This is a genomic window from Pseudomonas sp. S1_G07, assembly GCF_054668565.1.
Genome location: NZ_CP162778.1, coordinates 2189144 through 2208704, shown reverse-complemented (window position 1 = coordinate 2208704; position 19561 = coordinate 2189144). Strand labels below are relative to the sequence as shown.

General features: G+C 61.6%; 19 protein-coding genes. 9 read left to right on the top strand and 10 right to left on the bottom strand.

Annotated features, from left to right (window positions below; translation table 11 throughout):
* Positions 1-52 precede the first annotated feature (52 nt).
* The 4 genes from lepB to lptF form a co-directional block, all read right to left on the bottom strand.
* Positions 53-904 (bottom strand): signal peptidase I, encoded by an 852-nt coding sequence (gene lepB / locus AB4O05_RS10065; protein WP_460131280.1) that lies wholly within the window; start codon positions 902-904, stop codon positions 53-55.
* A 5-nt stretch (positions 905-909) separates the two neighbouring features.
* Positions 910-2709: a translation elongation factor 4 gene (lepA, locus tag AB4O05_RS10060; RefSeq protein WP_042946587.1), complete on the bottom strand. Its 1800-nt coding sequence runs from the start codon at positions 2707-2709 to the stop codon at positions 910-912.
* Between the two features lie 152 nt (positions 2710-2861).
* Positions 2862-3941: an LPS export ABC transporter permease LptG gene (lptG, locus tag AB4O05_RS10055; RefSeq protein ID WP_460131281.1), complete on the bottom strand. Its 1080-nt coding sequence runs from the start codon at positions 3939-3941 to the stop codon at positions 2862-2864.
* Positions 3934-5052, bottom strand: coding sequence for an LPS export ABC transporter permease LptF (lptF, locus tag AB4O05_RS10050; RefSeq protein ID WP_460131282.1), 1119 nt, complete (start codon positions 5050-5052; stop codon positions 3934-3936). The genes lptG and lptF overlap by 8 nt, the downstream gene beginning before the upstream one ends.
* A gap of 283 nt (positions 5053-5335) precedes the next feature.
* On the opposite strand from lptF, the gene AB4O05_RS10045 reads away from it, so the two are divergent.
* From AB4O05_RS10045 to rlmF, 5 genes are all read left to right on the top strand, one after another.
* Positions 5336-6826 (top strand): leucyl aminopeptidase, encoded by a 1491-nt coding sequence (locus AB4O05_RS10045; protein WP_460131283.1) that lies wholly within the window; start codon positions 5336-5338, stop codon positions 6824-6826.
* Positions 6827-6877: 51 nt separating this feature from the next.
* A complete protein-coding gene (locus AB4O05_RS10040) occupies positions 6878-7306 on the top strand; it encodes a DNA polymerase III subunit chi (RefSeq protein WP_460131284.1) in 429 nt (142 codons plus the stop codon).
* A 7-nt stretch (positions 7307-7313) separates the two neighbouring features.
* Positions 7314-7706, top strand: a complete 393-nt coding sequence (locus tag AB4O05_RS10035; RefSeq protein ID WP_460131285.1) for a DNA polymerase III subunit chi — start codon at positions 7314-7316, stop codon at positions 7704-7706.
* A 174-nt stretch (positions 7707-7880) separates the two neighbouring features.
* Positions 7881-10727: a valine--tRNA ligase gene (locus tag AB4O05_RS10030; RefSeq protein ID WP_460131286.1), complete on the top strand. Its 2847-nt coding sequence runs from the start codon at positions 7881-7883 to the stop codon at positions 10725-10727.
* Positions 10728-10954: 227 nt separating this feature from the next.
* Positions 10955-11971, top strand: a complete 1017-nt coding sequence (gene rlmF / locus AB4O05_RS10025; protein WP_460131287.1) for a 23S rRNA (adenine(1618)-N(6))-methyltransferase RlmF — start codon at positions 10955-10957, stop codon at positions 11969-11971.
* 179 nt (positions 11972-12150) lie between these two features.
* On the opposite strand, the gene AB4O05_RS10020 is transcribed toward rlmF, so the two are convergent.
* Complete coding sequence (locus tag AB4O05_RS10020) at positions 12151-12432, bottom strand: HU family DNA-binding protein (RefSeq protein WP_460131288.1); 282 nt, start codon at positions 12430-12432, stop codon at positions 12151-12153.
* Positions 12433-12827: 395 nt separating this feature from the next.
* Here AB4O05_RS10020 and yejK point away from each other — a divergent pair, with 395 nt between their 5' ends.
* Together yejK and AB4O05_RS10010 are read left to right on the top strand one after the other, a co-directional pair.
* The gene (gene yejK, locus AB4O05_RS10015) at positions 12828-13832 is read left to right on the top strand and encodes a nucleoid-associated protein YejK (protein ID WP_010212893.1); all 1005 of its coding nucleotides are present in this window, start codon (positions 12828-12830) and stop codon (positions 13830-13832) included.
* The gene (locus tag AB4O05_RS10010) at positions 13832-14182 is read left to right on the top strand and encodes a glutaredoxin family protein (protein ID WP_460131289.1); all 351 of its coding nucleotides are present in this window, start codon (positions 13832-13834) and stop codon (positions 14180-14182) included. The genes yejK and AB4O05_RS10010 overlap by 1 nt, the downstream gene beginning before the upstream one ends.
* Here AB4O05_RS10010 and AB4O05_RS10005 read toward each other — a convergent pair whose 3' ends face one another.
* Genes AB4O05_RS10005 through AB4O05_RS09985 form a run of 5 tightly spaced genes read right to left on the bottom strand, consistent with a single transcriptional unit; the run spans position 14183 to position 17947 of the window.
* The gene (locus AB4O05_RS10005) at positions 14183-15160 is read right to left on the bottom strand and encodes a FecR family protein (protein ID WP_460131290.1); all 978 of its coding nucleotides are present in this window, start codon (positions 15158-15160) and stop codon (positions 14183-14185) included. It lies immediately after the preceding gene.
* Positions 15157-15735 (bottom strand): RNA polymerase sigma factor, encoded by a 579-nt coding sequence (locus AB4O05_RS10000; RefSeq protein ID WP_460131291.1) that lies wholly within the window; start codon positions 15733-15735, stop codon positions 15157-15159. Before AB4O05_RS10000 ends, AB4O05_RS10005 begins: the two co-directional genes overlap by 4 nt.
* A complete protein-coding gene (locus AB4O05_RS09995) occupies positions 15732-16070 on the bottom strand; it encodes a DUF3325 domain-containing protein (protein ID WP_460131292.1) in 339 nt (112 codons plus the stop codon). Before AB4O05_RS09995 ends, AB4O05_RS10000 begins: the two co-directional genes overlap by 4 nt.
* On the bottom strand, positions 16071-17648 hold the full coding sequence (locus tag AB4O05_RS09990) for a PepSY-associated TM helix domain-containing protein (RefSeq protein ID WP_460131294.1): 1578 nt from the start codon (positions 17646-17648) through the stop codon (positions 16071-16073).
* The gene (locus tag AB4O05_RS09985) at positions 17645-17947 is read right to left on the bottom strand and encodes a DUF3649 domain-containing protein (RefSeq protein ID WP_460131296.1); all 303 of its coding nucleotides are present in this window, start codon (positions 17945-17947) and stop codon (positions 17645-17647) included. The genes AB4O05_RS09990 and AB4O05_RS09985 overlap by 4 nt, the downstream gene beginning before the upstream one ends.
* Before the next feature lie 169 nt (positions 17948-18116).
* Between AB4O05_RS09985 and AB4O05_RS09980 the strand changes: the two genes are divergently transcribed.
* Together AB4O05_RS09980 and AB4O05_RS09975 are read left to right on the top strand one after the other, a co-directional pair.
* The gene (locus AB4O05_RS09980) at positions 18117-18605 is read left to right on the top strand and encodes a sigma-70 family RNA polymerase sigma factor (RefSeq protein ID WP_460137624.1); all 489 of its coding nucleotides are present in this window, start codon (positions 18117-18119) and stop codon (positions 18603-18605) included.
* Entirely contained in the window at positions 18602-19543 is a 942-nt protein-coding gene (locus AB4O05_RS09975) for a FecR domain-containing protein (RefSeq protein ID WP_460131297.1), read from the top strand. The genes AB4O05_RS09980 and AB4O05_RS09975 overlap by 4 nt, the downstream gene beginning before the upstream one ends.
* The last annotated feature ends 18 nt before the right edge of the window (positions 19544-19561 follow it).

The window sequence follows — 19561 nt, the reverse complement described above, 5'->3', positions numbered from 1 at the left end:
TTGTCCCGGCCCCAGAAAAGCATTCGGCGCTGTGTTCACAGCGCCGCTGGTTTTACTTGATCAGCCCGACTCGCGAGAAATTCGGAAAGTGGCTGAGTTTGGGCTCGGGCCAGCTCATCCAGACCGCGAAGGCCTTGCCGACGATATTTTCGTCGGGGACCATGCCGAGCATCTCCTTGGGAATGCTGGCGTCATCCCAATAACGGCTGTCATTGGAGTTGTCACGGTTGTCACCCATCATGAAGTAGTGACCTGCCGGGACGGTCCATTGCCCACCGGGCATGGAACGCCCCATGGCTTTATGGACAAGGTGCTCGGACGCGCCGACCTGCTCCTTGTAGACCGCCACATCACCCAATTGCGGATCGTAGGTGGTGCCGATCATCTGGTCGGTGATCAACTGACCGTTGACGTACAGGTGCTTGTCGTTGGTATACCGCACGGTATCACCGGGCAAGCCGATGACACGCTTGATGTAGTTGACGCTGGGGTCGGCCGGGTAGCGGAACACCATCACGTCGCCGCGCTGCGGGTCGCCGATCTGAATGACTTTCTTGTCGAGCACCGGCAGGCGAATCCCGTAGGAGAACTTGTTCACCAGGATGAAGTCGCCGACGTCCAAGGTAGGTTTCATCGACCCCGAAGGGATCTGAAACGGCTCCACCAGGAACGAACGCAGCACCAGCACGATGAACAACACCGGGAAGAAGGACTTGCCGTATTCAACCAGCAAAGGCTCTTTGTTCAGCTTCTCGATCACCACGCCATCGGGCTGGCTGACGCTGCCCTGATAGGACGCGATAGCCGCCCGCCGACGCGGGGCGAAGAACACCAGATCGAGCAACGCCAGGAGACCGCAAACGGCAACGGCGATGACCAGCAACAGCGGGAAATTTAGCGACATAGGACCTAACTATCCAACCTGAGCACCGCAAGGAAGGCTTCTTGTGGAATTTCCACGTTGCCCACTTGCTTCATGCGTTTTTTACCGGCCTTTTGCTTCTCAAGCAGCTTGCGCTTACGGCTTACGTCACCGCCGTAGCATTTGGCCAGTACGTTCTTTCTGAGAGCCTTGACGGAGGTCCGCGCAATGATCTGCCCGCCAATGGCGGCCTGGATCGCAACGTCGAACATCTGGCGCGGAATCAGTTCTTTCATCTTTTCGGTCAACTGGCGCCCTTTATAGTGCGCGTTGTCCTTGTGCACGATCAGTGCCAGTGCATCAACCTTGTCGCCGTTGATCAGCACATCCAGTTTCACCAGATTAGCCGATTGGTAACGATCGAAATGGTAATCCAGCGAAGCATAGCCGCGACTGGTGGATTTGAGACGGTCGAAGAAGTCCAGGACCACTTCGTTCATCGGCAAATCGTAGGTCACTTGCACCTGGGTACCGAGGAACAGCATGTCGTGCTGAACGCCACGCTTTTCGATACACAGGGTAATGACGTTGCCCAGGTGTTCCTGCGGCACAAGAATATTGGCCCGCACGATCGGTTCGCGCATGTCTTCGATGGAGGACAGGTCTGGAAGCTTGGACGGGTTATCGACGTAAATCGTTTCACCGTTTTTCAGCAATAGTTCGAAAATAACGGTCGGCGCGGTGGTGATCAGGTCCAGGTCGTATTCGCGCTCGAGGCGCTCCTGGATGATCTCCATGTGCAGCATGCCGAGGAACCCGCAACGGAAGCCGAAGCCCAGGGCGTCGGAGCTTTCCGGGGTGTACTGCAACGACGAGTCGTTGAGGGTGAGCTTTTGCAGGGCTTCGCGGAAGTCTTCGAAGTCGTCGGAGCTGACCGGGAACAGGCCGGCGTAGACCTGCGGCTGAATACGCTTGAAGCCCGGCAGCACATCGACGTCCGGGGTGGAGCTCAAGGTCAGGGTGTCACCGACCGGCGCACCGTGAATGTCCTTGATACCGGCGATGATGAAGCCGACTTCACCGGCCTTCAGGTCAACGGTGGCGGTGTGCTTGGGGTTGAACACACCGACGCTGTCCACCAGGTGGATCTTGCCGGTGGACTTGACCAGGATCTTGTCGCCCTTCTTCACGCGGCCGTGGCGCACGCGGACCAGGGAGACAACGCCCAGGTAGTTGTCGAACCAGGAGTCGATGATCAACGCCTGCAGCGGATCTTCGATGTTGCCGGTCGGCGCGGGGATGGTCTTGACCAGGCGCTCGAGCACTTCGTCGACGCCCAGGCCCGTCTTGGCGCTGCATTCGACGGCGTCGGTGGCGTCAATGCCGATGATTTTTTCGATTTCTTCCTTTACGCGGTCCGGATCGGCCTGGGGCAGGTCGATCTTGTTCAGCACCGGCATGACTTCCAGGCCTTGCTCGATGGCGGTGTAGCAGTTGGCCACGGACTGGGCTTCAACGCCCTGCCCTGCGTCCACCACCAGCAGCGCGCCTTCGCAGGCCGCCAGGGAACGGCTGACTTCATAGGTAAAGTCGACGTGGCCTGGGGTGTCAATGAAGTTCAACTGGTACTTGATACCGTCTTTGGCGGTGTAGTACAGGGTAACGCTGTGGGCCTTGATGGTGATCCCGCGCTCGCGTTCGAGGTCCATGGAGTCCAGTACCTGGGCTTCCATTTCACGCTCGGCAAGGCCGCCGCACATCTGGATGAATCGATCGGCCAGCGTCGACTTACCATGGTCAATGTGGGCGATGATGGAGAAATTGCGGATATGACTCAAATCACTCACGGATCAACACTCAAAAAGGCTGCAGGCAGATTGCCCGCTGAAAAATAGCCGGGAATTGTACCTGATGCTCAGGCCAGACGTCATCTTTGCTGACCAGAACAAAAAATGCCCCGATCTCTCGAGCGGGGCATTTTTTGTTCATAAGCGTGCTATCAACCGGCTCTGCGCAGCAGCCAGAACCCTGCCAAGGCGCAGATGGCGGTCGGCACCAGCACCGCAAACAGCGGTGAGAAGCCGAATACCAGGCTCGACGGGCCCAGCAGGTCCTGGGCGATGCGGAAGGTGAAGCCTACCAGCACGCCGGTAAATACCCGCTGGCCGAGGGTCACGGAGCGCAACGGGCCAAAGATGAACGAGATCGCCATCAGCACCAGCGCGGCGGTCACCACCGGCTGCAGCACCTTGACCCAGAACGCCAGCCAATAGCGGCCATTGTTCAAGCCCTGGTCCTTGAGGTAGTGGATATAGCTCCAGAGCCCGGAGATCGGCAGGCTTTCGGGGATCATCACCACCGTATTGAGCAATTCGGGCTTGAGCGCGATGTCCCACTCCTGGCTCGGCACATTGATCACTTCGGTGCTGGCCTTGGTACCCTGGCCGACATTATGGAAGTACGTGGTGGTGATATCGTTCAATTGCCATTTTTCGCCACTGTATTGCGCACGTTTGGCGAAACTCGACGATAGCATGTGACGCTCATTGTCAAACGTATAGCGCGTCACCCCAATCAACAGGCCGCCCGGTTGCACGGCGTTGATGTGGATGAACTCTTCACCCTGACGGTGCCACAGGCCGTGCTTGGCGCTCTGCGCATCACCCGACCCCTGGGCCAGGGCACGATTGGCCTGAGCGGTGCTTTCGGCCGGCGGCGCCACGTATTCGCCGATCAGCACGCTGCATGCCATCAGCAGCAGCATGGGTTTCATCACCGCCCAGACGATACGGCCGATGGACACCCCGGCGGCACGCATGATGGTCAGTTCGCTGGCACTGGCCAGGCCGCCCAGACCGATCAGGCAGCCGATCAGCGCGGCCATGGGCATCATGTCGTAGAGACGACGCGGCGCGGTGAGCGCCACGTAGCTCAGCACGTCCCACACCGTGTAGGTATCGCTGACGTTGCCCACTTCATCGATGAAGGCGAACAACGAGGCCAGGCCCAGGATGATGCCCAGTACCGCCAGGATGGCGATCAGGACGCTGCTACCAATGTAGCGATCGAGCTTAGCCACGAGCCAACTCCTTCTGGCCACGACGGCTCGACATTTTCAGACGTATAGGTTCCCAGTAAAGCAGCCCCAGGCCGATCATCAGGAAGATCCCGTGCACCCACCACAGGCCCAGGGTCGGCGACAGGTTGCCCTTCTCCAGGGAGCCGCGGGCGGAAATCAGGATGGTGAGGTAAGCCATGTACAGCAGGATCGCCGGCAACAGCTTGAGGAAACGGCCCTGGCGTGGGTTGACGCGCGACAGCGGCACGGCCATCAAGGTCACGATAAACACCAGCAGCGGCAGGGAAATACGCCATTGCAGCTCGGCGATGGAGCGCAATTCCTTGCTGCCCAACAGGTCCTGGGTGGGGATTGCATCGCGGTCGGTGACTTCGCTGCTGACGTCCGGGCGGGCGAGCATCACGCCATAGGTGTCGTATTTGATCGCGCGGTAATCGGCCTGGCCGGGGCTGCCGTCATAACGGTAGCCGTTTTCCAGGATCAGGTAGCGACTGCCGTCCGGGCGCACTTCCTGGCGGCCGGAGTCGGCCACCAATACGGAAATGCCACGGTCTTTCTTGTCCTGGCCCAGGCGCTTTTCGGAGATGAACACCCCGCCCAGGTTCGCACGGTCTTCGGTGAGGGTTTCGGTGTAGGTCACCCGGGTGCCGTCATTGAGCGCCTGGAAGCGGCCCGGCTCGAGGGTGTCGAACTCGGTCATCGCATCCTGCTTGTTCAGCACCAGCTGGAACTGCATGGCACCCTGGGGGGCCAGGCTCAGGCTCAGCCAGGCAACGATCAGCGCAACGCCGGCAGCCGGGATCATGGTCATGCCCAGCAGGCGCTGCTGGCTCATGCCGGTAGCCGACAGCACGGTCATCTCGCTTTCAAGGTACAGGCGGCCGTAGGCCAGCAGGATCCCGAGGAACAGGCCCAATGGCAGGATCAGTTGCAGGAACCCCGGCAGGCGAAAGCCCATGATCAGGAACAGCGAGCCTGGGTCCAGGGCGCCGGAAGCAGCCTGGGCCAGGTATTTGACGAAACGACCACTCATGATGATGACCAGCAATACCGCACTCACGGCACTCAGGGTCAACAGGACTTCGCGGGACAGATAACGGAAGACGATCAAACCAGACACTCCAGGGTTGTCAGGCTAAGGCGGCCAAACAAGCAAGCATACCGAGTCAGCCCGTTTACAAGGGCCGGCTAAAAAGATGGCGCATTATCCTGTGATTGACCGCGCCTGTCACTGCGCAACCTCATGTGCACGCACAAAGCCTGCGCCAAGGGTTGTCAGGCTCCGCCGGCGAGGTTCAAACTGCGGCCTTTGTCGCGGGCGGCTTACACAGCTGCCACGTTTTAAAGCCTGGGTACCCACGCCAGGCTCCCAGACCTTTATAAGGGACCCGAAAATGGAATTGGTTGTAAAAAGCGTTAGCCCCGAAACGTTGAAAACCGCCACCCTCGTGGTCGCCATCGGCGAAGGCCGCAAGCTCGGCGTTGCCGCCAAGCAACTCGACGAACTGAGCGGCGGCGCCATCAGCGCGGTGCTCAAGCGCGGCGACCTGGCCGGCAAAGTCGGTCAAAGCCTGCTGCTGCAAAGCCTGCCCAACCTCAAGGCCGACCGTGTTTTGCTGGTGGGCGTGGGCAAGGATGCCGAATTGGGCGACCGCCCGTTCCGCAAGATCATCAGCGGTATCCTCAGCACCCTCAAGGGCCTGGGTGGCAGCGAAGCGACGCTGGCGCTGGATGAAATCGTGGTAAAAGGCCGTGACAGCTATGGCAAGACCCGCCTGCTGGCCGAAACCCTGGTGGATGGCGGTTATATTTTCGAGCAGTTCAAGAGCCAGAAAGCCGACCCCCGTGCCCTGAAAAAAATCACCGTGCTGACCATCAAGGCCGCCCAGGCTGAAGTCCAGCGCGCCGTGACCCACGCCCAGGCCATCGCCAACGGCATGTCGTTCACCCGCGATTTGGGCAACCTGCCGCCGAACATCTGCCACCCCACCTACCTGGGCGAACAGGCCAAGGCATTGGGCAAAGAGTTCAAGGGCCTGAAGGTCGAGGTGCTGGACGAGAAGAAAATCAAGGAACTGGGCATGGGCTCGTTCTATGCCGTGGGCCAGGGCAGCGACCAGCCGCCACGCCTGATCGTGATGCAATACAACGGCGGCAAGAAGACCGAGAAGCCTTACGCCCTGGTGGGTAAAGGCATCACCTTCGACACCGGCGGCATCAGCCTCAAGCCGGGCCTGGGCATGGACGAGATGAAGTACGACATGGGCGGCGCCGCCAGCGTGTTCGGTACCCTGCGTGCCGTGCTGGAACTCAAGCTGCCGATCAACCTGGTGTGCATCCTGGCCTGCGCCGAGAACATGCCAAGCGGCGGCGCGTCCCGTCCGGGCGATATCGTGACCACCCTGAGCGGCCAGACCGTCGAGATCCTCAACACCGACGCCGAAGGCCGCCTGGTGCTGTGCGATGCCCTGACCTACGCCGAGCGCTTCAAGCCCCAGGCAGTGATCGATATCGCCACCCTGACCGGCGCGTGCATCGTTGCCCTGGGCTCCCACACCTCGGGCCTGCTGGGCAACAACGACGAGCTGATCGAGCAACTGCTCAGCGCCGGCAAGGCCGCCGACGACCGCGCCTGGCAACTGCCGCTGTTCGATGAGTATCAGGAACAACTGGACAGCCCGTTCGCCGACATCGCCAACATTGGCGGCCCGAAAGCCGGCACCATCACCGCGGCTTGCTTCCTGTCGCGCTTTGCCAAGAACTTCAACTGGGCTCACCTGGACATCGCCGGCACCGCCTGGACCAGCGGCGGCAAGGACAAGGGCGCAACCGGTCGTCCGGTTCCGCTGCTGACCCAATACCTGCTGGATCGCGCCAAGGCCTGACACTGAAGATTCCGGGGCGGCCATCACGCCGCCCCGGTCTCAGGAAACGTAATGACCCAAGTCGACTTCTATATATTGCCCAGCGCCGACCCGCTCGCGCGCCTGGACTTTGCCTGCAAACTTACCGAAAAAGCCTGGCGCATGGGCCACCGCATTTACCTGCATTGCAGCGATGCCGCCCAACGTGACGAGCTTGACGCCCGCCTGTGGCGCTTCAAGGGCGAAAGTTTCGTGCCCCACGGCCCCGCCGAGTCCGAACCCGAAGGCCAGGTAGCCCTGGGCGTGGGCGACAGTTGCGGCGATCACCATGACCTGCTGGTCAACCTGGACCTGAAAGTACCGCCGTTTGCCAAAGCTTTCGCCCGTGTGGCGGAAGTGGTGGTGGAAGATCCGGCTATTCGTCAGGCCGCACGGGAGAGTTTCCGTTTCTACCGCGAACAGGGCTATCCTTTGCAGGATCACCGGCTACAACGACTTTGAGCACACGATGGACACTTCCAACCCTGTAAAAAAAGATGACCACCTGCTGGACGACCTTGAGTCGATCCGTCAGTTGCTGGGTGATGATGACCGGCAACCGCCGCTGCTGACCGAATCGCTCAATGGCGAGGTACAGATCCCGCTGTTGTTCGACATGGTCGGTGGCAAGCAGGTCGCGCCGGAGCCGGTCGTCGAAGCCGCCGCCGAAACCGAGGCCGCGCCGCCCGCCGCCGAAAAGACGCCCGATGCCCTGCTCCTGCACCTGGACAAGGAACTGCGCGCCGCCGCGCAACTGATCATGCAAGACGTGATCGACGACTTTGCCCCGCATATCGAAACCGAGATCAAGCGCCGGATGGATGCGCGGATGGAACGGCTGCTCAGCCAATACCAGAACTAGCGCCCCTGTAGGAGCGAGCTTGCTCGCGAAAATCGTCAACGATGGCGCGGGCATCCTGAATGAACGCGCCGCCCTCCAGTTTTTCGCGAGCAAGCTCGCTCCTACCCCTCTCCCCTATCCCCCGTTATACTTGCCGGCTTTCCTGAATTAATGCCAACTAGGGTCCCGCCGCGCATGGATAAGACCTACCAGCCGCACGCTATTGAAACTTCCTGGTACAACACCTGGGAGTCCGAGAACTATTTCGCTCCGCAAGGCGCGGGCGAGTCCTACACCATCATGATTCCGCCACCGAACGTCACTGGCAGCCTGCACATGGGCCATGGCTTCAACAATGCGATCATGGATGCGTTGATCCGTTTCCGCCGCATGCAGGGCCGCAACACCCTGTGGCAGCCAGGCACCGACCACGCCGGTATCGCCACCCAGATGCTCGTGGAGCGCCAACTCGAAGCCACCGGCCAGAACCGCCACGACCTGGGTCGCGAGAAATTCCTGGAGAAAGTCTGGGAATGGAAAGACCAGTCCGGCGGCAACATCAGCCGTCAAATCCGTCGCCTGGGCTCGTCCGTCGACTGGAGCCGCGAGCGCTTCACCATGGACGACGGCCTGTCCGAAGCCGTGAAAGAAGCCTTCGTGCGCCTGCATGAAGACGGCCTGATCTACCGCGGCAAGCGCCTGGTCAACTGGGACACCAAGTTGCACACGGCGATCTCCGACCTCGAAGTGGAAAACCACGACGAGAAAGGTTTCCTGTGGAACCTCAAGTACCCGCTGGCCGACGGCGCCAAGACCGCCGAAGGCAACGACTACCTGATCGTCGCCACCACCCGTCCGGAAACCATGCTCGGCGACGCCGCCGTAGCGGTTAACCCGAACGACGAGCGCTACCAGGCGCTGATCGGCAAGTTTGTCGAGCTGCCACTGGTTGGCCGCCGTATCCCGATCATCGCCGACGACTACTGCGACCCTGAATTCGGCACCGGCTGCGTGAAAATCACCCCGGCCCACGATTTCAACGACTACGAAGTCGGCAAGCGCCACAACCTGCCGCTGCTGAATATCTTCGACAAAAACGCCGCCATCCTGCCGGCCTGCCAGGTGTTCAACCTGGACGGCACGCTGAACGACAGCATCGACGGCAAGATCCCGGCCGAATACGCCGGCCTCGACCGTTTCGAAGCACGCAAGCAGATCGTGGCCGCCTTCGACGCCGCCGGTTTGCTGGTGAGCGTCGACGACCACGGCCTGAAAGTGCCGAAGGGCGACCGCTCCGGTACCGTGATCGAGCCGTGGCTGACCGACCAATGGTACGTGTCCACCAAGCCGCTGGCAGAACCTGCCATCGCTGCGGTGGAAGACGGCCGTATCCAGTTCGTGCCTAAGCAGTACGAAAACATGTACTTCTCGTGGATGCGCGACATCCAGGACTGGTGCATCAGCCGTCAACTGTGGTGGGGCCACCGCATTCCGGCCTGGTACGACGAGTCTGGCAAGGTCTATGTCGGCCGCGACGAAGCCGAAGTGCGTGCCAAGCACAACCTCGGCCCGGATGTAGCGCTGCAACAGGACAACGACGTCCTGGACACCTGGTTCAGCTCGGGCCTGTGGACCTTCTCGACCCTGGGCTGGCCGCAGCAGACCGAATTCCTGAAGAAATTCCACTCCACTGACGTACTGGTCACCGGCTTCGACATCATTTTCTTCTGGGTTGCCCGGATGATCATGCTGACCATGCACTTGGTGAAGAACGAAGATGGCACGCCGCAGGTTCCGTTCAAGACCGTGTACGTGCACGGCCTGGTCCGCGATGGTCAGGGCCAGAAGATGTCCAAGTCCAAGGGCAACGTCCTGGACCCGCTGGATATCATCGACGGCATCGACCTGGAAAGCCTGGTGCAGAAACGTACCTCGGGCCTGATGCAACCGAAACTGGCCAAGAAGATCGAGAAGCAGACCCGCGACGAGTTCGCCGACGGCATCGCCAGCTACGGCACCGACGCCCTGCGCTTTACCTTCTGCTCGCTGGCTTCCACCGGTCGTGACATCAAGTTCGACATGGGCCGCGTCGAAGGCTATCGCAACTTCTGCAACAAGATCTGGAACGCTGCGCGCTACGTGCTGGATAAAGGCGAGGACTGCGGCCAGAACGGCGAAGCCTATGAGCTGAGCCTGGCCGACCGCTGGATCATCTCGCAGTTGCAACGCACCGAAGCCGAAGTGACCCGCCAGCTCGACCAGTTCCGTTTCGACCTGGCCGCACAGGCCTTGTACGAGTTCATCTGGAACCAGTATTGCGACTGGTACCTGGAACTGTCCAAGCCTGTGCTGTGGGACGAAAACGCCCCGATCGAACGCCAGCGCGGCACCCGTCGCACCCTGGTGCGCGTGCTCGAAGTGGCGCTGCGCCTGGCGCACCCGTTCATGCCGTTCATCACCGAAGAGATCTGGCAGCGCCTCGCGCCACTGGCCGGTATCGAAGGCAAGACCATCATGCTGCAACCTTGGCCGGTGGCCAACGAAGCCCGCATCGATGAGGCCGCCGAAAGCGATATCGAATGGCTCAAGGCCCTGATGCTCGGCACGCGCAACATCCGCGCCGAGATGAACATCGGGCCGGGCAAGCCACTGGCGGTGTTCGTGAAGAACGCCAGTGCCGAAGACCAGCGCCGTCTCAGCGAGAACGATGCGCTGCTCAAGAAGCTGGCGAAGCTGGAGTCGATCACCGTACTGGCTGATGGCGCCGAGGCACCGTTGTCCGCCACCGCATTGGTCGGCGAGATGGAAGTGTTGGTGCCGATGGCCGGCCTGATCGACAAAGGCGCGGAACTGGCCCGTCTGGACAAGGAAATTGCACGCCTGCAAGGCGAAGTGCAGCGGGTGGGCGGCAAGCTGTCCAACGCAGCGTTCGTCGACAAGGCGCCGGCGGAAGTGATCGACAAAGAACGCGCCAAACTGGCCGAGGCTGAGCAGGCCTTGGGCAAATTGGCCGAGCAACATGCGCGGATTGCCAGCCTGTAAGGTGGATGCAGTGTAAGAAAGGGGCCTTCGGGCCTCTTTTTTTTGAGCTTGAAACCCAATCATTGTGGGAGCGGGCTTGCTCGCGAATGCGATGCGACAGTCGACATCTTCATTGACTGACACACCGCATTCGCGAGCACGCCCGCTCCCACATTTAACCGAGGTGAACTTCGGAATGTGTGACAATAGCCGCCACTTTTGAAGCAACCCCAGAATCGACGTAGCCCATGACCGCCCCCAGCACGCCAAAACCTCCACGTAAGAAGCCTAAAACCGCCGCCACGGCCAAACCCGTCGCGCCGCGCAAAGAGGCTACCCTGCACCCGCGCAACCGCCACACGGGGCGTTACGACTTCCCGGCGTTGATCAAGACCACGCCGGAACTGGCGCAGTACGTGATCCTCAACCCCTATGGCAAAGAGAGCATCGACTTCGCCAGCCCGGACGCGGTGCGCGTGTTCAACCGTGCGCTGCTGAAAGCGTTCTATGGCATCCAGCATTGGGACATCCCGGCCGATTACCTGTGCCCGCCGGTCCCTGGGCGTGCGGATTACGTGCACTTTCTGGCCGACCTGCTGGCCAGCGTCAACGACGGCAAGATTCCCCGTGGCTCAATCATCAAGGTGCTGGACATCGGCATGGGCGCCAACTGCGTCTACCCGCTGATTGGCTACATGGAGTACCGCTGGAATTTCCTCGGCTCGGAGGTCGACCCTACCGCGGTGGCCGCGGCCAGGGCGATCGTGCAGTCCAACGACCTGAGCAAGGTCATCCAGCTGCGCCAGCAAACCAACCCCAAGCACATCCTGCTGGGCTTGCTGGAGCCGGGCGAGCGTTTTGACCTGACCATGTGCAACCCGCCGTTCCATGCGTCCATGGACGAAGCCACCAAGGGCAGCGAGCGTAAGTGGCGTGCCCTGGGCAAGGCCGATCCCAAGCGCAAATTGCCGGTGCTGAACTTCGGTGGCCAATCGGCCGAGTTATGGTGCGAAGGCGGCGAAGCACGCTTTGTGACGCAGCTTATCGCTGAAAGTGCGCACTTTGCCCACAAGGTGTTGTGGTTCAGCACCCTGGTGTCAAAAGCGTCGAACTTGCCCGCAATCGAGATCGCCTTGAAAAAAGCCGGCGTGCTGGAAAGCCAGGTAGTGGAGATGTCTCAGGGGCAGAAGCAGAGCCGTTTCGTCGCCTGGACCTTCCAGACCAAGAACGAACAGCAGATCTGGCGCCAGCGCTGGGTGCGCTGACGCCAACCTGTAGGAGCGAGCTTGCTCGCGAAAAACGCCAAGACACCGCATTCATCCGGGATGGCCGCGTTATCGTTAACGGCCTTCGCGAGCAAGCTCGCTCCTACAGGTAAAAAATCCCAGGCAACAAAAAACCGTGCCCGGATCGCTCCGGTGCACGGTTTTTTTAATGCTGCGTCTTACTTGTTAACAGCGTCGGTCAGGCCTTTGGCCACAACCAGCTTGATAACTTTCTTGGCAGCGATTTCGATGGCAGCGCCAGTCGAAGGGTTACGGCCAGTACGGGCAGGACGCTCGGTCAATTTCAGCTTGCCAACACCTGGCAGAGTGATTTCGCCGCCATTTTCCAGCTGATCAGCAACAACTTGGCTCAGTTGGTCCAGCAGAGCGCGCACGGTGGTTTTCGGTGCGTCTACTGCTTCAGCCAGGTCAGCGATCAGTTGGTCTTTAGTAATAGCCATTGTGGTGTTCCTTCCCTATCAAATTCATATGGATTGCAGAGTGCAGTGTCAGCCGTCGAGCCCGACCGTCACGGCCTGGCACCCCCGGCTATAACCACGGAGATCGGGGTTATAGATGCTTGAAACGGGGATTGGTTCGACCTGACAGATGCTGAATGCACGCTTAACGCCGAGACGTGGCGTAAGACGGGGCAAAACTAGCACAGAGACGGGGAAATATCCGCCTCTACCTACCCATTTGGTCAGCTTTATCGCTCTAAACCGTAAAAAAAAGGTATATGCCCCGCCGGACGTTGGCCAAAACCGCCGTCGAGGCCCGTCTTGCCCAATGGTGCGGTACACTTGGCGACTTTTCGGGGAGGCCCACCGCTCCCCTTCAACCAGCCGAGAAGCCTATGCCGATCCGTCATTGCATCGTCCACCTGATCGACAAAAAACCCGACGGCACACCCGCAGTTCTCCATGCCCGCGACTCCGAGCTTGCCGAGTCGGCCGCCATCGAGAACATGCTTGCCGACCTCAACGAGAGCTACAACGCCAAACAAGGCAAGGCCTGGGGGTTCTTCCATGCCGAGTCGGGCGCGCACCCGTTCAGCGGCTGGTTGAAGGAGTATTTCGACGGTGGCCAGGATTTCACCACCTTCAGCCGCACTGCGGTCGAACACCTGCAGAAGCTGATGGAGGAGTCCAACCTCTCCACCGGCGGCCACGTGCTGTTTGCCCATTACCAGCAAGGCATGACCGACTACCTGGCCATCGCCCTGCTGCACCACAGCGAAGGCGTGGCGGTGACCGACGAGCTTGACGTGACCCCGTCCCGTCACCTGGACCTGGGCCAGTTGCACCTGGCGGCGCGCATCAACGTGTCCGAATGGCAGAACAACAAACAGTCCAAGCAGTACATCTCGTTTATCAAGGGCAAGAACGGCAAAAAGGTCTCGGAGTATTTCCGCGACTTTATCGGCTGCCAGGAAGGCGTCGACGGCCCGGGTGAAACCCGCACCCTGCTCAAGGCGTTCAGTGACTTCGTGGAAAGCGAGGACCTGCCGGACGAATCCGCCCGGGAAAAAACCAAGACCCTGGTGGACTACGCCAGCAGCCAGGCCAAGCTCGGCGAGCCCATGGGCCTGGAAGAACTCTCGGGTTTGATCGATGAGGATCGGCCAAAGGCGTTCTACGACCATATCCGCAACAAGGACTACGGCCTGTCGCCGGAAATCCCGGCCGATAAGCGCACACTCAACCAGTTCCGCCGCTTCACCGGGCGCGCCGAGGGACTGTCGATCAGCTTTGAAGCGCACCTGCTGGGCGACAAGATCGAGTACGACGAAGCCGCCGGCACCTTGATCATCAAGGGCCTGCCGACCCAACTGACCGACCAGCTCAAGCGCCGTAACTGATGCTCGGCGGGGTGTTCAAGAAAGTCCTGCTGGTGTTGCTGGTCGTGGTGGCGGTGCAGAACTGGGGCAAGATCGAGCGGGTGTTCAACCCCTCGCAAGTGGCTCCGGAGCCGATACGCGCCTCGGCGCGCGTGGTGCTCTACACCACCGAATGGTGTGGCTACTGCAAACAGATCCGCCGCTTCCTGGACCAGAAAGGCATTCCGTACCAGGCGTTCGATATCGAGAAGGACGCCCAGGCGCGCAAGACCTATGAGGCGCTGGGGGGCGGCGGGATTCCGTTTGTGGACGTGAACGGGACGCTGATTCGCGATTACAACCCTGACGCGATCATGGCGGCGCTGAAGTAATCAGCGCACCACGATTATCCGCCCCAGCAGGCTGTGCTGCTCAAACCCAAGCACTGCCTGCAGCGCATTCAGCACCGCCTGCGGGTCGTTGCTCGGGAAGCTGCCACTGACGCGCCTGGCACCCATCTCGTCGTTGAGCAGCAGGATGCGGCCCGGGAAGTAACGCCCCAAATCGTTGAGCACATCGGCCAACGGCGCCTTGTAGTAGTTGAGCCAACCCTCGCGCCAGGCCAGGCGCGACGCGCTGTCCACCGTGTGCGGGGGCTCAGCCACGCCATCGGCGTAGGCCACTTGCTGATCCGCCGTCAGAATGTGCTGTTGGCCCTGTTTCGACGGGGTCACGCCGACCCGGCCGGACAACACTGTCACCTGCGCCCCCGCCGGTTGCAACCGCACCTCGAACTGCGTGCCGAGCACCCGCGCTTCGCCGCCGCCGGCTTGCACCACAAACGGCTCGCCCGTGTGGGTGACGCTGAAAAAAACCGCGCCGCGACGCAGTTGGATATGCCGCTCGCCATGACTGAAATCCACGGCAATCGCGCTGTCGGCGTCGAGGGTGACTTGGGATTGATCGGCCAGGGTGACGCTCTTCACCTGCCCCGGCGCCGTGACGTAATCGGCGCCGAAGTCATCGACCCAGCGCGACGGCTGCCAACCGGCGCCCATCGACACCATCAGCAGCAGGCCGGCGGCCATGGCCAAGGCGCCGGTCCAGCGCAGCCCCCGTGAGCGCTTCGGGGTATCCAGCGCATTGAGGTAGCCCTGCAACGCCAGGGCCTCTTCGTCGGCCAGCTGGCGCGCGGGCACTTCGCTCAATTCCCACAGCACCTGGGCCTGGGCATAGGCCTCGGCATGTGCCGGGTCAGCGCGCAACCAGCGGCTGAACGTCGCCTGGTCGCCGCTGCTGGGCTGGTCGTGCAGCAGGCTGAGCCAGGCCAGTGCGGCGCGTTCCTGGTCGGGCGTGGGGGTGATGTTCACGGTGCTGTCCCTGGCGTGCGTGGGGGCGGTGGCTCACGAAGGCTGGCCTTGCAGGCTTCGAGGGCCCGCATCATATGTTTTTCCACGGCACTTTGGGACAGCCCCATGGCCTTGGCGATTTGCGCATACTTGCGGCCGTGAATGCGGTTGAGCAGGAAAATCTGGCGGGTGCGCTCGGGCAGGCTGCGCAAGGCGGCTTCGACATGCCGCAGATCGTTGCCGGCCTCCAGTGCGGCCTGGGGTTCACAGCCTTGGTGGTCCTGTTGTTCCGGCAACCAGCCTTCGCTGCTGCGCGCTCGTGCGCCTTCGCTGCGCAGGTGGTCAATGGCGATATTGCCCGCGCACCGCAGCAGGTAGGTGCTGAGTTCTTCGACCTGCACCAGGGGTCGTCGCCAGAAGCGCAGGAACAGGTCCTGCACCAGGTCGGCCGCCGTGGCGCGGCAGCCCACGCGGCGGCTCACCAGGGCTTCCATCTGCGAACGCTGGGACAAAAACACCTGCAGGAAATGCGCACGCCCGCCCGCCGTATCAGCCTGCGGGCGGTCCTGGGGTTCGGGTGGCGTGCTGATCATCATGGCAGGGGGCAGCGGGTGGCGAAGGCCGCAACGGGGCTCGCCAGCAGGCCGATGCCCGCCAGGATCAAGGCCAGCCTTGGCCAATACGGCAGCAACAACACCAGCAACAGTGCGCTGAACATCAGCACCGCACACCACTCCACCAGGCCCTGGCCCCAACCGGCGCCGGTCACGGCGGGCCAGATCGAGACGCTCAACAGCAACCCTCCCGCCACGCGCAAACTCTGGCGGCGACGGGGCGACGGCTGGCTGTGCAGCAGTTCGCCATGGTGACGGTCGGTGGCCAGGCACAGTGCGGCAAATCCGGCGTAGCACATCATTAGCGCGATGAGCATTCAGTGCACCTGCTGCTTGAGGCGCAATGAGCGCGCGCGTTCGGCCTTGGACTGCCGGGGCGCCGTGCGACACTGCATCTTCCAGGCCGCCCAGGCGAGGAACACGCCGCTGGCCAGGCAGGTCAGGTCAACACCCGCCATGGCCCAATCGCCCCGGGCGATTGAGATACCGAGGTGGTCAGGCGTGGTGAGCGCGTTGAGCAACGGCACGCCAGTAAACAGCAGCGCGGCGACGCTCAATTGCTCGACCCAGCCCTGGCGGCCTCGGCGCAGGAGCGCATGCGCCAGGCTCAAGCCCCAGGCGATAAAGAAGGTCTGCACTTCCCAGCCCGAGCGCTCGGCAAGGCTCACCGGCAGCAAGCGGTTGGCACAAAAGAACGCGGCAATGGCGATCAATAACCCAGCCATGCTGGCGATGTTGAGCACCTCAACCAGCCGCAGCTCAAACGGCATCACAGCGTTTTTTGCGTGCTTGAGCTGGCGTTTGCCGAGCCAGATCACCAGCCCGGTGCCGATCATCGCGGTGCCCGCCAGGCCACAGATAAAGTACAACCAGCGCAGCACCGGGCCGGCGAAATGGCCCATGTGCAGGCCATAGAAACTGCCCCCGATGACCGCCGGCAGCGACGGTTCGCCGCTCACCCGCAACAGCTCACCGGTGCTGCCGTTGAACGACACGGTACTGCCGACATCATGGACCACGCTGTCGGAGCCGGCGCGGAACACGCTCACCGAGGCGTTGACATCACTCGGGTTATTCACCGCGATACGTCCGACGTGCCCGCCCGCCCACTGCGCCCGCGCTTGCTCGTACATCGGCAGCAGCGGCAGCAGTTTGCCCGGCTGGCCCTGCGCAGGTGGGGTGTGGGTCGCCGGGAAGACCTCATTGAAGAAGGCGCGGCTGTCGTTGCCATAGGCGGCCAGGATCGGCGCCGGCATCACCATGTTCATGAAGATCACCAGGCTGCTGTAGGTGATCATCAGGTGAAACGGCAACACCAGCACGCCCACCGCGTTATGCCCATCGAGCCAGGAACGCTGGCCCTTGCGGGGGCGGAAGGTGAAGAAGTCCTTGAAGATTTTCTTGTGGGTGATGATGCCGGTGATCAGCGCCACGAGCATCATCATCGCGGCACTGGCGGACAACCAGCGGCCCCAGGGGTACGGCATCTGCAGCTGGAAGTGGAAACGGTAGAAAAACTCGCCGCCCATGCTTTCACGCGCTTCGACGGCCTGGCCGGTGATGGGGTCGATGGTTCTTTGCGTGAAGTCGCCACGTTTGCCGGGATCGACCTTGTCTTGCCACATCACCGACAGGCGGGGGTCGCGGCTGTCCGGCAGCGTGATGAACCAGCGTGCGGCCGTGGGTGCGGTGTGCTGCAGGTAGGTTTGGGCGACGCTCAGGCTGCGCGCGTCATCCAAGGAATGGGCCTGCACCTCGGGTTGCATCCAGTGGCTGATTTCAGCCTTGAAGTAGGCCAGGGTGCCCGTCAGGAAAATCGCAAACAGCAACCAGCCGAAGATCAACCCGGCCCAGGTATGCAGCCAGGCCATGGCTTGGCGAAATCCCTCTTTCATGGGCGCGCCATCCACAGCCCCACACCCGCGAGGGTGGCCAATGCCGCGCTCGGCAGCATCACGCCGAACCAGGCGCGCGCGGCACTGCGGCAGGCAAAACACCAGAGCACGGCGAGTAAATAGAACACGAACGAACTCATCATCCCGGTGATCACTGCATCCGCACGGGCGCCGGGCATCCACAGCGCCAGGCAGATGCTGGCCAGGGAAGCCAACAGATAACCGCCGATCACAGCCGCCAACACGCGCGAGGTCACGGCAAAGCGGTAAGCAAGGGGCAGTGAGGTTTTGCTTTTCATACGGGACGCGCCAGGTTCTTCAGCGCGCAATATTAATGATAAATATTCTCATAAGCAAAACACAACGGATGAATCACTGCCGAGACGGATTGCCGAACCCTGTTTTGCCCCCTACAATGCGAACAATTCTTGTTCTCTAAAGCATGTCAATGCGTACGGAGTGTTCGTGTTGCAGCAGTCCAACACCGTCGAAGTCCTGTACAACGACCACCACCCCTGGCTCATCGGTTGGTTGCGACGCAAGCTTGGCTGCCCGGAAAGTGCCGCTGACCTGGCGCAGGACACCTTCCTGCGCGTCCTGACTGCCCGTGAAACGCCCACGCTGATCGAGCCCCGCGCCTTCCTCACCACGGTCGCCAAGCGCGTGTTGTTCAACTTCTACCGGCGCCAGGACCTGGAACGCGCCTACCTCGACGCCTTGGCGCAGATGCCAGAACACATAGCGCCCAGCGAGGAAGAACGCGCGATCATCCTGCAAACCCTGATCGAGCTGGACCAACTGCTCGACGGCTTGCCCATTCAGGTCAAACGCGCCTTCCTGCTGGCACAGCTCGATGGCCTGACCTACGCACAGATCGGCACTGAACTGGGCATCTCCGTGGCCACCGTCAAACGTCACCTGAACAAAGCGGCCATGCGCTGCTACTTCGCCCTATGAATTTCTCGACCCAAACCGCCGAACAAGCCGTGCATTGGCTGATGGAAATGCAGCAAGGCGCCCTCAGCCCACGCCAGCAGGCCGCCTGGCAGCACTGGTTGAATGCCCACAGCGAACACCAGCGCGCCTGGGACCACATCCAGCGCGTCAACCAACGCCTGCGTGGCATGCCCTCGCCGCTGGCCCATGCGGCGTTGAATGCGCCGACCTCCAGCAGTCGACGCCAGGCACTGAAGTTGTTGTTGATCCTCGGCGCCGGGTCGGGCCTCGCCTGGGGCCTGCGCCAGCAACACATCCTGCCGCCGATGAGCGCCGACTACCGCAGCCCTGTCGGACAGCGTCGCAAGGTGCAATTGGCCGATGGCAGCCAGTTGCAGCTCAATACCGGCAGCGCGGTGGATGTGCATTTCGATGGCCGGCAGCGCCTGATCCGCCTGCTCGAAGGCGAGATCCTGCTGGCCACCCAGGCAGACAACATGCCACTGCACGTGCTCACCGACCAAGGCGTGCTGACCAGCCTGGCGGCGCGCCTGAACGTGCGCCAGTTCAACGACCACACCCAACTGGCGGTGCTCGATGGCCAGGTCGAGGTGATGCCCACTACCTACAGCGGCTTGCCGCTGACAGTCGCGGCCGCGCGTCAGGTCAACTTCACCCGTAAAGGCTGGGACAGCCCGCGCCCTACCGACGCCAACAGCGGCGCCTGGGCCGATGGCATGCTCGTCGCCGCGCACATGCGCCTGGAGGACTTCCTTGGCGAACTGGGCCGCTACCGGCGTGGCCAGGTCAATTGCGATCCGCAGGTCGCCAACCTGCTGATCTCCGGCAGCTACCCGCTGGACGACAGCGAACGCATCCTCGACCTGCTGGAAGTCAGTTTGCCGGTGACAGTGCGGCGATTTACCCGCTACTGGGTGACCGTACAGGCACGCGTCTGAATTAATTTAAAAAACGGT